9 protein-coding genes are annotated in these 15,081 nt (G+C 75.4%); 6 read left to right on the forward strand and 3 right to left on the reverse strand.

Annotated elements, in window-relative coordinates:
• Positions 1-273: 273 nt before the first annotated feature.
• Complete coding sequence (locus tag LZF96_RS06440; protein WP_233866849.1) at positions 274-1,275, forward strand: hypothetical protein; 1,002 nt, start codon at positions 274-276, stop codon at positions 1,273-1,275.
• 48 nt (positions 1,276-1,323) lie between these two features.
• On the opposite strand, the gene LZF96_RS06445 is transcribed toward LZF96_RS06440, so the two are convergent.
• The gene (locus LZF96_RS06445) at positions 1,324-3,669 is read right to left on the reverse strand and encodes a heavy metal translocating P-type ATPase (protein ID WP_374203121.1); all 2,346 of its coding nucleotides are present in this window, start codon (positions 3,667-3,669) and stop codon (positions 1,324-1,326) included.
• A gap of 459 nt (positions 3,670-4,128) precedes the next feature.
• Here LZF96_RS06445 and LZF96_RS06450 point away from each other — a divergent pair, with 459 nt between their 5' ends.
• The 3 genes from LZF96_RS06450 to LZF96_RS06460 all read left to right on the forward strand — a co-directional run bounded on the left by LZF96_RS06450 (position 4,129) and on the right by LZF96_RS06460 (position 7,153).
• Positions 4,129-4,929 (forward strand): VOC family protein, encoded by an 801-nt coding sequence (locus LZF96_RS06450; RefSeq protein WP_233866852.1) that lies wholly within the window; start codon positions 4,129-4,131, stop codon positions 4,927-4,929.
• 245 nt (positions 4,930-5,174) lie between these two features.
• A complete protein-coding gene (locus LZF96_RS06455) occupies positions 5,175-6,251 on the forward strand; it encodes an ATP-binding cassette domain-containing protein (RefSeq protein ID WP_233866855.1) in 1,077 nt (358 codons plus the stop codon).
• Positions 6,248-7,153 carry an ABC transporter permease gene (locus tag LZF96_RS06460; protein ID WP_233866865.1) on the forward strand — a complete coding sequence of 302 codons (906 nt, stop codon included), beginning with the start codon at positions 6,248-6,250 and terminating at the stop codon, positions 7,151-7,153. Before LZF96_RS06455 ends, LZF96_RS06460 begins: the two co-directional genes overlap by 4 nt.
• Before the next feature lie 179 nt (positions 7,154-7,332).
• Here the strand turns inward: LZF96_RS06460 and LZF96_RS06465 are convergent, their stop codons facing one another.
• Entirely contained in the window at positions 7,333-11,031 is a 3,699-nt protein-coding gene (locus LZF96_RS06465) for an AAA family ATPase (RefSeq protein WP_233866868.1), read from the reverse strand.
• 274 nt (positions 11,032-11,305) lie between these two features.
• A complete protein-coding gene (locus LZF96_RS06470) occupies positions 11,306-11,752 on the reverse strand; it encodes a VOC family protein (protein WP_233866872.1) in 447 nt (148 codons plus the stop codon).
• 292 nt (positions 11,753-12,044) lie between these two features.
• Between LZF96_RS06470 and LZF96_RS27290 the strand changes: the two genes are divergently transcribed.
• Both LZF96_RS27290 and LZF96_RS06480 read left to right on the forward strand, forming a co-directional pair.
• The gene (locus LZF96_RS27290; RefSeq protein ID WP_374203123.1) at positions 12,045-12,920 is read left to right on the forward strand and encodes a winged helix-turn-helix transcriptional regulator; all 876 of its coding nucleotides are present in this window, start codon (positions 12,045-12,047) and stop codon (positions 12,918-12,920) included.
• A 58-nt stretch (positions 12,921-12,978) separates the two neighbouring features.
• On the forward strand, positions 12,979-14,787 hold the full coding sequence (locus LZF96_RS06480; RefSeq protein ID WP_233866876.1) for a DUF885 domain-containing protein: 1,809 nt from the start codon (positions 12,979-12,981) through the stop codon (positions 14,785-14,787).
• The last annotated feature ends 294 nt before the right edge of the window (positions 14,788-15,081 follow it).

Below are 15,081 nucleotides of genomic sequence, written 5' to 3' on the forward strand. Positions count from 1 at the left end.
CGGTTCACGACTCGCGGTGCGCGACCCGAGGTGCGCGATCGGGACGGTGTCGCCTTCCCGGGTGCTCCACGTGTGGGTGTTCACCCCGAGCCCCCGCGTGTGCGGGTGGCCGGTCGGGCCGACCACCTGCCGCACTTTCGAAGTTGTTCGGCCCGGGCCGCCTCCCGAACCATGATGCGGCGCGCCCGGATCTCGTTTCACGGGGCCGGTCCCCGCCGGGCGGGCGCGTCGTCCGGCGGTGATGGGTCACCGCCCCGATCCCTGGAGCAGGGCATGACACAGGCAGCGGAACGATCCCCCGCCCCTCGCACCCCGCATCCGTCGAAGGAGCGGAACCCTCCGCCCACCCCGTCCTTCTTCTTCAACGGGCACGTGCCGCGTCGCAGGCGCGCGGTGATCGCCGTGTCCGCGCTGGTGGGGTTCGCCCTCACCGTGGTGTGGTCGGCGCACTTCGTCGACAAGACCATCGGCGGGACCGTCGCCGACGGCCTCCTCGGCCACCCGGCCGCCGAAACCCCGATCGCCGGCGTGACGGCGGGGCTCGTGTTCGCGTTGGTGACCGGCATCGCCGGTACCTTCACCGCCTGCAACGTGGCGGTCTTCGGCGCCCTCGCGCCCCTCACCGGCCGATCCTCGACCGCACGCGGTCGGATGACCGCCGCTCTGCGTCCGCTGGGGGTGCTCACCGCCGGCGCGGTCGCGGTGTCGGCGGTGTACGGCGTGGTGGTGGCGCTCGTCGGCAGCGGGATGCCACAGTTCCAGGAGAACGTGACCACCGGTGGCGCGCTGGTGCTCTCGGGTCGTTTGATCCAGGCGATGGTGGTCTACGGCATCATCGGGCTGATCATGATCCACCTGGGGTTGGTCGCCCTCGGTTACGCGCGCGACCCCCTGGCGCGTCTCACCGAACGGTTCCCCGACGCCCCGATGGTGTTCATGGGCGCGCTGATCGGCGGATTCCTCATCGGCCGCCCCTTCCCCCTTTTCCGGCACCTGTTCCGGGACGCCGCCGAGAGCCACAACGTCCTCTACGGTGCCTTCGCCTTCGCTCTTCAGACGGTGGGCAATCTGCTGATCATGGGCGTGCTGTTCCTGGTGGTGGTGGGGGTGTTCGGGAAACGGCTGCACGGATGGCTGACCGCGCGTCCGACCCGTTCCTCGTCGCTGATGGCGGCCGGATTCCTCAGCGCCGGTGTGTTCATGGTCCTGTACTGGAACGTGCGCCTTCTGTCCCGGGTGGACCTGATCTGGTATCCGGTGGCCCCCTGGGTGTGAGCCGGAGCGGGGCCCGGGGGAGCGGACACGCGGCCCCGGGCCCCGCCGTCAGGCGGCGCGGAAGGCGCGCAGCCGCAGGCTGTTGGCGACCACCGAGAGCGAGGACAGCGCCATGGCCGCGCCCGCGAGCATCGGGTTGAGCAGCCCGGCGGCGGCCAGCGGGATCGCCGCCGTGTTGTAGGCGAAGGCCCAGAACAGGTTGGTGCGGATGGTGAACAGGGTGCTGCGGGAGAGCCGGACGGCGTCCGCCGCCGCCCGCAGGTCGCCACGGACCAGGGTGATGTCGCCGGCCTCCATGGCGGCGTCGGTGCCGGTGCCCATGGCCAGACCGAGATCGGCCGTGGCGAGGGCGGCGGCGTCGTTGACGCCGTCGCCGACCATGGCGACCGTCCGGCCCTCGGCCCGCAGCCGGCGGATCACCTCGACCTTCTCCTCGGGCAGCACCTCGGCGATCACCCCGCCGTCGGCCGGGTCGATGCCGACCTGTCGGGCGACGGCCTCGGCGACGGTGCGGTTGTCGCCGGTCAGCAGCACCGGCCGCAGGCCCAGCTTCCGCAGGCGGGCGATGGCCTCGGCGCTGGTCGGCTTGATCGCGTCGGCGATCTCCAGCACGCCGAGCGCGACGCCGTCGCGGGCCACGGCGATGGCGGTGCGCCCGCCGGCCTCGGCGTCGGCGGCGGCCCGGGCCAGGTCCTCGGGCAGTTCCACGCCCTGTTCGGCGAGGAGCCGGGGGCGCCCGACGAGCACCGCGCGCCCCTCGACCTCGGCGCGCACGCCCAGGCCGGGCAGGTTGCGGAACCCGGTGACCGGTGCGAGCGGCCCCACCTCCTCGGCGGCGGCGGAGGCGACGGCGCGGGCGATGGGGTGCTCGGAGGCGTCCTCGGCCGGCCCGGCCGCGCGCAGCACCTCCGCCCGGTCGACGCCGGCCGCCGGGTGGACCCCCAGCAGGGTCATGGTGCCGGTGGTGACGGTGCCGGTCTTGTCCAGCACGACGGTGTCGGCGCGGCGGGTGTTCTCCAGCACCTCCGGGCCCTTGATGAGGATGCCGAGCTGGGCGCCGCGTCCGGTGCCGACCAGCAGGGCGGTGGGGGTGGCCAGACCCAGGGCGCACGGGCAGGCGATGATCAGCACGGCGACGGCCGCGGTGAAGGCGGCCGTGGCTCCGGAGCCGTCGAGCAGCCACCAGGCGAGGGTGCCGAGCGCGATCAGGATGACGATCGGGACGAAGACGGCGGAGATCCGGTCGGCGAGGCGCTGCACGGCGGCCTTGCCGTTCTGCGCCTCCTCGACCAGCCGGGCCATGCGGGAGAGCTGGGTGTCGGTGCCGACCCGGGTGGCCTCGACCAGCAGCCGGCCGGAGGTGTTGACGGTGGCGCCGGTGACGGTGTCGCCGGGGGCGACGTCCACGGGGACGGACTCGCCGGTGAGCATGGCGGCGTCCACGGCGGAGACACCCTCCAGGACCCGCCCGTCGGTGGCGATCTTCTCGCCGGGGCGCACGACGAAGCGGTCGCCGACGACCAGTTCGGCGGCGGGAACCCGGCGCTCGACACCGTCGCGCACCACGGTGACGTCGCGGGCGCCCAGCTCCAGCAGGGCGCGCAGCGCGGCGCCGGCGCGGCGCTTGGCGCGGGCCTCGAACCAGCGCCCGGCCAGCAGGAACATCGTCACGCCGGCGGCGACCTCGAGGTAGATGCCGGGCGTGCCGTGGCCGTGGGCGTCGCGCACGACGAACTCGAAGGGGTGCGTCATGCCCGGCTCCCCGGCGCCGCCGAGGAACAGCGCCCAGACCGACCAGAGCAGCGCGGCCACGGTGCCCAGGGAGATGAGGGTGTCCATGGTCGCGGCGCCGTGGCGGGCGTTGGTCCACGCCGCGCGGTGGAACTGCCATCCGCCCCACACCACCACCGGCGCGGTCAGGGTCAGACACAGCCACTGCCAGTAGTCGAACTGCCAGGCCGGGACCATGGACAGCACGATCACCGGGACGGTCAGCGCGACGCTCACCAGCAGGCGGTGCAGCAGCGGGTCCGGGCCGCCGTCACCCCGGGCCGCGTCGCGACCGGCGGGGCCCCCCGGGGCGACGGCCGGTGCCGGGGACGACGACGGCTCCGAGGAGGGCGGGGCCGGGGGCGGGAGGTGTTCGGCGGTGTAGCCGGTGGCCTCGACCACGGAGATCAGGTCGGCCACGGAGACGCCGGCGGGGTGCTCGACCCGGGCCTTCTCGGTGGCGTAGTTGACGGTGGCGCTCACCCCGTCCACCCGGTTGAGCTTGCGCTCCACCCGGGCGGCGCAGGAGGCGCAGGTCATGCCGCCGATGACGAGTTCGGTCCCGGTGGTGCCGGAACCCCCGGCGGTCCCGGTGCCGACGTCGGCGGCCGTGCCGGTGGTCATGTCGAACCCTCTCCTCACAATGGTGGTGCGCCGTCCAGCATACGCCTCATACCCCTATGGGGTATGGGATTCCCTGTATACCCCCTTGGGGTATACAGGGCAACCGGTCGGCCCGAAACCGCCGGTCGGCGGGGAGCCCCCGGCGCGGGCCGTGGGGAGCGGGTCGGCCCGGCCGGCGACGTGCCCCGGGCCCCCGCCCGGCGCCCGCACCACAGCGGCGGGGACGGGCTCCGGCGTTCCGCCCCGGCGCCGGGCGGGGAGCGCGAACGCCCGGGCCGCGCGGGGGCGACTGTCGGTGGCCGGTGCCATGCTGGGGACAGGACGGGACACCCGGGCGCCGACGGGCGGCGGATGGCCCGTCGGGTCCATGGCCGCGCCCCGGCCGGGTCCGACGGGGGCGCGGCGGCCCGTTCCCGCCGGGCCCGGGCGTCCCACGGACGACCCCTGGAGGTTTCCGTCATGCTCACCACCGACTACGCGCCCGGTTCCCCGTGCTGGCTGGACCTCGGCGTTCCCGACGTCCCCGCCGCGCTCGCCTTCTACGGGGCGGTCTTCGGTTGGGAGTTCGCCGACGCCGGTCCCGAGGCGGGCGGCTACGGCTTTCTGCGGCAGGACGGGCACACCGTCGCCGGCATCGGGCCGCGCGCGGGTGGCGAGGACCGTCCCTCCTGGACCCTCTACTTCGCCACCCCCGACGCCGAGGCCTCCGCCCGGGCCGTGGAGCGGGCGGGTGGATCGGTGCGGATGCCGCCCATGGACGTCCTGGGCCTGGGGCGGATGGCGGCCTTCGCGGACCCGCAGGGGGCGGAGTTCTCGATGTGGCAACCGGACGTGCTGAAGGGCCTGGACGAGGTCTCCATCCCCGGCACCCTGTGCTGGACCGAGCTGTACACCACCGACGCGGCGGGGGCGGTCGCGTTCTACCGCTCCGCCCTGGGCTGGGGCACCGAGGTCACCGAACTGCCCGGCGGTCGGGAGAACTACACCGTCGTCTTCCCCGGCACCCGGAAAAACGCCGGCCCGGAGCACGCCTGCGGGGGCATCATGCAACTGTCCGCCGAACACCTGGAGCCCGTCGGCGGCCCGTACTGGCAGCCGTACTTCGAGGTCGACGAGTGCGACGCGGCGGTCACCCGGGTGCTGGCCCACGGCGGCCGGCTGCACAGGGAGCCCTCCGACCACGAGGGCGTGGGGCGGATGGCGCTCTGCGTCGACCCGGCGGGCGCGCTGTTCGCGCTCATCACCAGCTCCGAGGAGTAGGCCCGGGGGCGGGACCGTGGAGTGGGACCCGGGGGCCTCGCGGGCCGGTGGTCGGGGGCGGGGACCCGCGAGATCGGGGCCGGCGGGATGCCGGCCGGGATCTCGCGCCCAAGGGGTGAGGGCTTTCGGCCCGGGCCGTCCGACGGCACCGGGGCCGGTCCCGACCGGCACCACGCACGGGCACGACAAGCGGCGCACGGGCACGACGCACGGGCACGACGCACGAGGGGAAGGACCCGACCACCATGAAGGAATACCCCGACGGACCGGCGATCGAGACGATCGGCCTGGTCAAACGCTTCGGGGACACCAAGGCGGTGAACGGCGTGGACCTCACGGTCCGCCCCGGCACGGTCTACGGTGTGCTCGGACCCAACGGCGCCGGCAAGACCACCGTGGTCAAGATGCTGGCCACCCTCCTGCGGCCCGACGGCGGCGAGGCCCGGGTCTTCGGCCGGGACGTGGTGCGCGACCCCGACGCGGTGCGCGGCCGGGTCAGCCTCACCGGCCAGTACGCCTCCGTCGACGAGGACCTGACCGGCACCGAGAACCTGGTCCTGCTGGCCCTACTGCTCGGCCACCGGCGGCCGGCCGCCCACCGACGGGCGGCGGCGATGCTCGACGCGTTCGGCCTCTCCGACGCGGCCGGCCGGCAGGCGAAGAACTACTCCGGCGGCATGCGGCGGCGCCTGGACATCGCCGCCAGTCTGCTCAACACCCCCGACCTGCTCTTCCTGGACGAGCCCACCACGGGCCTGGACCCGCGCAGCCGCAACCAGGTGTGGGACGTGGTGCGCACGGTCGTCGCCGCCGGCACCACCGTGCTGCTGACCACCCAGTACCTGGAGGAGGCCGACCGGCTCGCCGACCGCATCGCGGTCATCGACCGGGGGCGGGTCATCGCCGAGGGCACCCCCGGCGAGCTGAAGTCCTCGGTGGGCGCGGGCGCGGTCCACCTGCGACTGCACGACACCGCGCAGCGCGAGGAGGCCCGTCGGGTGCTGGAGAAGACCCTGCCCGACGCCGAGGTCGCCCTCGACTCCGACCCGGTGGCGCTCACCGCCCGGCTCACCGGGGACGGCTCCGCCGGCGCGGCGGCCGGGCACGCCGCCCGTGCGCTGGCCGAACTGGCCGCCGCCGGCGTCCCGGTCTCCGACTTCTCGCTCGGGCAGCCGAGCCTGGACGAGGTCTTCCTCGCCCTCACCGACCAGCCCGTCGACCCCGACACCGACGGCACCCCCGGGGACACCCCCGCCGGCGAGTCGGCGGCGCCGACCGATCCCGACCGCAGCACCACGACCGTCAAGGAGCCGGCGGCATGAGCGCGCCCACGGACACCCGAGAGACCTCCGACACCCGCGACCCCCGCGCCACCGCCGCGCCCGGCCCGGCCGGCGCCAACGGAGCGGAGGGCACCCCCGCCACCGACCGGCTGCGGGAACTGCTGCTGACCGAGGAGCGACCGCCCCGCCCGGGCCCGTTCTCCGCCTCGCTCGCCTTCGGGTGGCGGGCCATGCTGAAGATCAAGCACGTCCCCGAGCAACTCATCGACGTCACGGCGTTCCCGATCATGATGACGCTGATGTTCACCTACCTGTTCGGGGGCGCGCTGGCCGGCTCGACGAGCGAGTACATCCAGTTCCTGCTGCCGGGCATCATGGCGATGAGCGTGGTGATGACCACCATGTACACCGGCGTCGCGGTCAACAACGACATCGCGAAGGGCGTCTTCGACCGGTTCCGCACCATCGCGATCTGGCGGCCGGCGCCGATGGTCGGCTACCTGCTGGGCGACGCCTTCCGGTACACCGCCGCCTCCGTGGTGATCCTGGTGGTCGGCCTGATCCTGGGCTTCCGGCCGGGGGGCGGGCCGATCGGGGTGATCGCGGGCATCGCGCTGCTGGTCGGCTTCTCCTTCGCCTTCTCGTGGGTCTGGACGATGTTCGGGCTGATGCTCCGCTCGGAGAAGTCCGTGATGGGCGTCAGCATGATGGTGCTCTTCCCGCTGACCTTCCTGAGCAACATCCTCGTCGAGCCGGAGACCATGCCCGGCTGGCTCCAGTCGTTCGTCAACGTCAACCCGGTGACCCACCTGGTCGAGGCGGTGCGCGGCCTGATGCACGGCGAGGCCGCGATGGGCGACGTCACCTGGGTGTTCATCGCCTCGGCGGCGCTGATCGCCGTCTTCGGCAGCCTCACGATGCGGCTGTACAACCGCAAGTGATCCCGGACCGTCCCCCCGGCGGCGAGGCGCCGGGGGCGGTCCGTACCGACGGACGGCCGGGCCCGCACCGGGGAGGGGCCCGGCCGTCGCCGTGCGTTCCGATGCGGGCCCTTCGCGGCCCGCGTCGGGGCGCGACCGCTCATGCCCGGGCCGACCCGGGACGGTCGAGGCCCGGCCGGTCACAGCCGCCAGGTGGTCTCCCGCTCCGGCAGGTACCGGCAGTCGCTCCCCGTGGACACCGACGCCCGCAGGTGCGCGGCCAACTCCGGATGCCGGTCGTCCAGCTTGCGCAAGGTGTCACGGATCCGGGCCGTCACGGTCTTGCGGGCCCGCTCGGCGGCGTCGCCCAGCCGCCGCCCGCGTCCGGCCAACCCGGCCGCGCCGCGCAACTCGGCCAGCAGCGCGGCGCGTTCGCGCTCCAGGGCGGAGGCCGCCCCGTCCGCCCCGCGCAGGGCGGCGCGGTCGATCTCCTCGTCCAGCTCGGTCAACCGGCGCCGGTAACGGAGCTTCGCCTCCTCGTCCAGCACCGGGTCACCACCCATCCGGTGGGCGGCGACGACCTCCGGGTCCGCGCCGGGCGCCAGCAGGTGGACGGCCGGCACGTCGCGGCCGGGGGCGCCCAACAGGCGGTGCAGATCCCCCAGCCCCTTGGCATCGGGCAGGTGCACGACCCGGCCGCCGTAGCCCAACCGCCACACCGGACCCTCGCGGCGGAACTCGTTGACCGGAGGGGGCACGCCGTCACCGGCCGCCCCGCCGCTCGCACCGGGCCCCGGAGCGGCCCCGGCCGGGACCGCCGTCGGCCCGTCGCCCGCCGGGACCACCCGGACGGGCGCCGCGCCCCCGGCCCGCAGCCGGCGGGCCCGCTCGGCGGTGTGCTCCAACCCGGCGCCGGCGGCCTCCCGCGCCACCCGACCCAGCAATTCCCTCGCGGCCTCCCGGTCACCGGCGGCCCCCCGCGCGAGCAGCGCCTCGGCCAGGGCGGCGCGCGACCGCAGCAGCCACGGTGGCGAGCCCATCCGCTCCGCCGACCGGCAGGCGCTCCGCGCGGCCCGGACGGCCCTCTCCGTGTCCCCCGCGACCCGGCGCAGCCGGGAGAGCAGCAGGTCCACCGGGCCGCCGATGTCGCAGCCGAAGACACCGACCAGCCACTGCCCGGAGTACGGCTCCAGATCGGCGACGCACCGGGCGACGGCAACCTCGTCCCCCTCCCGCATGGCCACCTCCGCCGCCAACCGCATCCGGATCGGCAGCAGCATGCGCGGCAGCGGATCCGCAGTCGCGGCCAGCTCCCGCCGCGCGGCGACGAGGTCGTTCCGCTCCAGAGCGGCCAGGCCCTCCCGCAGCCGGGCGAGCGGGGAGGACGAACCGGTCAGCGGCGAGTCGTCGGCGGGCCCGGGCGGGGGCCGGGGTGGCTTCCGCTCGCGCAGCAGCGCCAGCGACCAGCGCAGGTGATGCAGGACACCGGCACCGAAGGGGTGCTCCCGCCCCGGCCCGGTGACCAGCGGTTCCGCCCGGCGCAGGGCCTCCTCGGCCTCCGCGAACCGGCCCTGGAGGCCGTCGATCAGGCAACGGTCCATCAGGGAGTTGAAGGAGGTCTCCGGGGAGGCCGCCGGCGCGGCCACGGCCAACTGCTCGCGGAACTGCTCGGTGTAACGGGGGTCGTCCAACTCCAGGAGGGCGACCCAGCGCAACGAGGTGGCGTAGAACTCCAGCAGGCGCATCCCGCGTCGAGCTGCCAGCTCCCGCAGCCCGCCGGTGAGCCGGAGCCGTTCGCGGGCCGTGCCGGGACCCCAGATGGCCTGGTGGCGGGCCCACAGGGCGAAGGTCAGACCCTCCTCGTCCTCCAGACTGTGGGCGTGCCGGGCCAGGGCGTCGGTGAGACGCAGGACGACGGCCTCCTCCTCGGCCGGGGTCATCGGCGCGTCGCCGTCGGTGGGGACGGTGGTGGGGGTGGAGGGGGTGAGGGTGTTGGAGCCGGGGACATCGGCGTCCCGGGTGACCGGAGGACTCCCCGGCCCCCGGCTCTCCCGGGGACCGCCGCCCCGGGGGGCGCCCCTCCCGACCGCCTCCCTCCCGGTGTCACCCGCGCCGGCACCCTCGGCCCGATCCGGGTCGGCCGTCCGGTCGCCGCCGGCACCCGGGCCGCCGTCGGTATCGCGTCCGCCTCCGACGTACCCGTCGGCGCCGTGATCCGGACGGGCGGGAAGGGTTACGCCGGGGCCGTGTCCGTCGGCACCGACGACCGGGGCATCGGCACCGGCGGGACCCCGGCGGCGGTCCGCCGCGCGCAGCGCGCGCGGGCGCAGCGCCTCGCCGCCGGGCAGCTCCCTGGCGCCGTAGACCATCAGGGCGGTGCGGATGGCCGGGGCCGGGTCCGCCACCCGCCGGGCCAGTTCCTCCGCGTCGGCGAGCACCCGCCACCCCTCGGCAATCTCCCCCGCGTGCAGCAACTCGCCGCCCAGCGCCAGGGCGACCCGCACCCGCCGCTCGATCGGCAACCCGCCCGCGACCGCCACGCGATGGGCGCGTCGGTGGTGCTCCACCGCCTCGCGCGGCGCGAACCGCAGCCGCGCGTCCAGCGCCGCGGCGGCGAACAACTCCACGGCCGTCCCCGGGTCCAGCGCCTCGCCGGCCCGGTGGGCGTGTTCGGCGACCTCGGCGACGCGCGTCGATCCGTCCGCCGCCCTCCCCGCCGTGCCCTCCTCGGCTCCCTCGGCTCCCTCGACTTCCTGGGGCCCCTCGGCCTCCAACGCGTGCACGACGGCGGCGTGCAGGGCGAGGCGCTCGGCGCGCGGAAGTGCCTCGTACAGGGTCTCGCGGACCAGATCGTGGATGAACGCGCGCGGCGGGGGGTCGGTGGCATGCGCCGGTGCCGCCCCGCCCGGGGGGCCGCCGGTGGTGATCAGGCGGGCGGCCTCGGCCCGGGCCAGCAACCGCTCCACCTCGCCGAGGGGCCGACCGTCGACCGCCGCGAGCAGCGCGGGGCGGAACCGCCGGCCGAGAACGGCGGCCCGGCCCAGCAGCTCCGCCACCCCCGCCGGCAACAACCCCAACCGGCGTCGGATCGCCTCCCGCACGCCCGACGCGATCGCCCCGGCCGGCGCGCCCGCACTCCACAGGCGGGCCGTCTCCTCGATGAAGAAGGGGTTGCCGCCGGTGCGGCGGTGGACCTCGGCCACCACCTCCGGCGCCGGTATCCGACCGTGTACGCGAGCGATCAGCGCGCCGGTGTCCTCCGGCTCCAGCCCGCCGAGGGTGAGGGTGGTGCCGGCCGCCGCCGGAAGGGCGGTGAGCGGCGGGTGCAGCGGGTGGTCCGGCGACTCCGTCTCCACGTCCCGGTAGGTGCCGATGAGCAGGACCCGCTCGAACCAGGTGTGACGGGCGGCGAACTCCAGCAGCCGCAGCGAGTCGGGATCGGCCCGGTGCAGATCCTCCAGCACCACCACCAGCGGATGGTGGTGGGAGAGGGCGACCAGGGCGGTGGTGACGGAGTCGTGGAGCGCGAAGTCGTCCATCGGTGGGCCGCCGCCGGTGCCCTTCCGGTCCGCGACACCGTCCAACAGGAGCTCCGGGCCCGGCCCGGCTGCCTCCAGCGCCTCGGCCCACCGCCGCGGGCCCGCCACCCGCCGCAGACCCCGCAGCACCTGCACCCAGGGCCAGTGGCCGGGGGCGTTGTCCGACTCCCAGCAGGAGCCGGCCAGGACCGGCGCGCCGTGTCGCCGGGCCTCCTCCACGGCCTCGGTGACCAAAGTGGTCTTGCCGATGCCTGCCTCGCCGGTGATCAGCACCAGGCCGCCGTGGCTGTCCAGGGCGCGCCGGACACGGGAGCGGAGCAGCGCGAGGGGGTGCTCGCGCCCGAGGGGGCCGGCTGTCATGACGTCCTCCATTGGACACCATCGCCCGCCCGGGGGCCAGGCGTCGCCCCCGTGAGGGCGGGGCCGGGAAGCGGACCCGTCGGCTCCGGGCGGAGGGCTTCCGGGCGGGGCGTTCCCGGCCGGGGCGTCGGGGGCGGGACCACCGGGGGTTCCCTCCCGTCCGCCGGTGGGCGGGGCCGGCGGCGTCCCGGCGGCGGAGCCGACCGACATCGGTAGGACGGGGGGAGCCATGGATGTCTCCTGTGTTCCCTGCGGGCGGGGACCGGGACGGCGCTCAGGCCCCCGCGGGGGCCCGGGCGGCGTCCTTGTCGGCCGACATGGAGGCCGCCATCGCTTCCATGTCCATGTACATGACTTCCCAGACGTGGCCGTCGATGTCCCGGAAGCTCGCCCCGTACATCGGGCCCTCGTCCGTCACCGGCTTCCACGGCTCGGCACCCGCCGCCAGCGCGCGGGAGAGCAGGTCGTCGACCTCCTTCCGGCTGTCGGCGGAGAGGCACACCAGCACCTCGGTGCCGGCGTCGGCGTCGGCGACGGGGCCGTTGATGAAGTCCTTGAAGCGCTCCTCGGTGAGCAACATGACGCCGATGTTCTCCTCGATCACGACGTGGGCGGCGTGGTCGTCGGAGAAGGCGTCGTTGAACGAGAAGCCCAGCGCCGCGAAGAACTCCCGGGAACGGGCGATGTCCTTCACCGGAAGGTTCACGAAGATCATGCGCATGACGGTGCCTCCTCGGCACGTGCGGCGCGGCCCCCCGGGCGCTGTCGCCCGGGCGTGCGAAACCACGCCCGACCTGCCCCGATGTCCTGTGCGGACCGCCCGGGGAGGACGTACTTGCAAACTAACAGTGGCCACTGACAAAGGCGCATCGTCCGCGACGGCTCCCGCACCGGAACCGTCGGCGCCCGGGTAGCATCGAAAGCGGAGGAACCGCCTCTCCCGCGGAAACACCTCCCCGGAGCGGGCGGGACGCGGCGCGGCGACACGCGGGACGGAACGGACGGCACGCGGCATGAACGGCAAGGGGACGGCGAACGCGCCGACCGGCACCGGCGCGACGGGCGCCCGGGCGGTGGTGACCAAGCGCAGCTACGACGACGCCTGCGGCGCCGCGCACGCCCTGGACCTGGTCGGCGAACGCTGGGCCCTGCTGGTCGTGCGCGAATTGCTGCTCGGCCCCAAGCGGTACAGCGACCTGCTCGCCGATCTCCCCGGCATCAGCACCACCGTCCTGTCCCACCGGCTGACCGAACTCGAACGCGGCGGAGTGGTGCGGCGCCGCGAACTGCCCCCGCCCGCCGCCTCCCGGGTGTACGAACCCACCGAGTGGGGGGCGGAGTTGGAACCGGTCATCATGGCGTTCGGCCGTTGGGGCGCCCGCTCCCCGGCCCACCGCCGGGACCTCCACCTGAGCGTCAACTCCTTCGTGCTCTCACTGCGCACCAACTTCGACGCCGAGCGTGCCGCCGGAGTGCGGACCGAGGTGCTGCTGCGCCCCGGTGGGCGCCCCTTCCTCGCCCGGGTGGCGGACGGCCGGTTGCGGATACGGCCGATGGACCCGGCCGGGGCCCCGGCCCCCGTGACGAGGGGTGACCACACCGACCACACCGACGGCCCGGACCCCGACGGCGCCCAAACCGACACCGACACCGACACCGGTACGGGCCCCGGCACCGCGACCGGCCCGCGCGCCGACATCGCCGGCCCCCCCGGCGGACTGGCCGCCGTCGTCTACGGCGGGGTCGGTCTCGCCGAGGCCCGCGAGGGGTTCGGGGTCGGGATCACCGGCGACCGGGAGGCCGCCCGCCGCTTCCTCTCCCTGTTCACCCTCCCCGACCCGGCCCGCCCCGCCGGGGACACCGGGACGAACGGCCCCGCCGGCGGATGATCCCCGCGGGGCCGGGAAACCGCTTCCGGTCCCGTCCGGGGTCCACCAGGATGAGCCCATGGCTCACCAGAACCCCACCGGAACGCCCGCCACGAGCACCCCGTCCGGCCTTCCCGGCGCCCCCGGCACCACCGGGGACGCGGGCACCACACCCCGTCTGATCGCCGACCGGTACGTCGAGACGTACGCCGACCTCGACCCCGCCGCCGCCCTGATGATGGGCATCCGCCCCGGCAGCGACCTGCTGCCGGACTTCTCCCCGGAGGGTTGCGGGGCCCGGGCCGCCGCCGCCCGCGACACCCTCGCCGAACTCGACGCCCTGGTGCCCGAGACGGCCGTCGCCGACCTGCCGGACGTCGAGCGCCGCGCCGCCCGCCTGCTGCGCGAGCGTCTCGGCTCCGACCTGGACCGTGACGAGGCCGGCGAGGAGACGGTCGCCCTCGCCCCGTTGATGACCCCGGTGCAGCGGGTGCGGATGATGCTCGACCTCACACCGCGCGGCGACGCGGAGGAGTGGGCCGTCCTCGCCCGTCGACTGCGCCGCATGCCCGCCTCCCTGGACGGCTACCGGCGGACCCTGGCCGCCGGCCTCGACGGGGGCCGGGCCGCCGCGCCCCGCCAGGCCGAGGCGGTCGCCGACCAGCTCACCGAGGCCCTGGACAACCGCTGGTACCACTCCCTCGTCGCCGAGGCGGACGCCCTGCCCGGCGGGGGCCCCTCCGTCGCGCTGCGCGCCGACCTCGCCGAGGCCGCCGACCTCGCCGCCTCGGCGGCCACCGGACTCCGCGATTACCTGCGCGCGAAGTACCTGCCGGCCGTCGCCGGGGTCCCGGACGGGGTGGGCGAGGAGCGCTACCTGCTCGGCGCCCGCCGCTGGACCGGCGCCGACCTCGACCTCGACGACGCCTACGCCTACGGCTGGGAGGAGTACCGCCGGCTGCGCGCCGAGATGATCGAGGCCGCCGGCGCGGTCCTGCCCGGTGCCGACCCGGCCTCCGCCATGGAGTACCTCAACCGGCACGGCCGCGCGGTCGAGGGCGTGGAGGAGATGCGCGTCTGGCTCCAGGAGTTCATGGACCGCGCCATCGCCGACCTGCACGGCACCCACTTCGACCTGCCGGAGCCGGTACGCCGGGTGGAGTCGATGATCGCGCCGTTCGGCTCGGCCGCCGCCCCCTACTACACCGCCCCCTCGCTGGACTTCTCCCGCCCCGGCCGCACCTGGCTGCCGACCATGGGCGAGACCCGGTTCCCGCTGTGGAGCCTGGTCAGCACCTGGTACCACGAGGGCGTTCCCGGCCACCACCTCCAGCTGGCGCAGTGGACGTACCTCGCCGACCGGCTCTCCCGCTACCAGACCGGCCTCGGCAAGGTCAGCGCCTCCACCGAGGGGTGGGCGCTGTACGCGGAGCGGCTCGCCGATGAACTCGGCCTGCTCACCGATCCCGGTGACCGCCTCGGCTACCTATCCGAGCAGATGCTGCGCGCGATGCGGGTGATCATCGACATCGGCATGCACACCGGGCGGCGGATCCCCGTCGACGTGCCGCAGCCCGGCCCGGGCGGCCCCGAGCTGAACCCGGGCGACGCCTGGACGCCGGAGTTGGCGCACGCCTTCGTCTCCGCGTACAGCGGGATGGAGCCCAGGTACATCACCTCCGAGATCACCCGCTACCTGGGCGTTCCCGGCCAGGCCATCAGCTACAAGTTGGGTGAACGGGCCTGGCTGGCCGGTCGGGACGCGGCCCGCGCGGCGCACGCGGCGCGCGGCGCGGAGTTCGACCTCAAGGCCTGGCACACGGCGGCCCTGTCGCTGGGCTCCCTCGGTCTGGACGACCTCGCCGACGAACTGGCGCCCCTGCCGTGACCGCCGCCGACGGCCCGGGGGTCGTTCCCGGGGCCTTCGGCGGGACCGGTTCCCGGGGTGACGCGCTCCCGGGTTCGGCGTCCCCGCCGGGGTCCGGGACGTCCGGCGGGCTGTCGGCGGCGGGGCCCGGGACCGGGTCGTCCGGTGACACCACCGTTGGTTCACCGGCCGGGACCCCGACCGGCTCGGGGGACGGGTCCGGGGCGGGTTCCCGGGGCGATGCGCCGACCGGGTCCGGGGGAACGCCGGGGTCCGGGGCGCCCGGCGGTTCGACGGAGGCCGGCGGCGATGCGG

It is taken from the genome of Streptomyces sp. ST2-7A, from assembly GCF_021390475.1.
Lineage (GTDB): Bacteria > Actinomycetota > Actinomycetes > Streptomycetales > Streptomycetaceae > Streptomyces.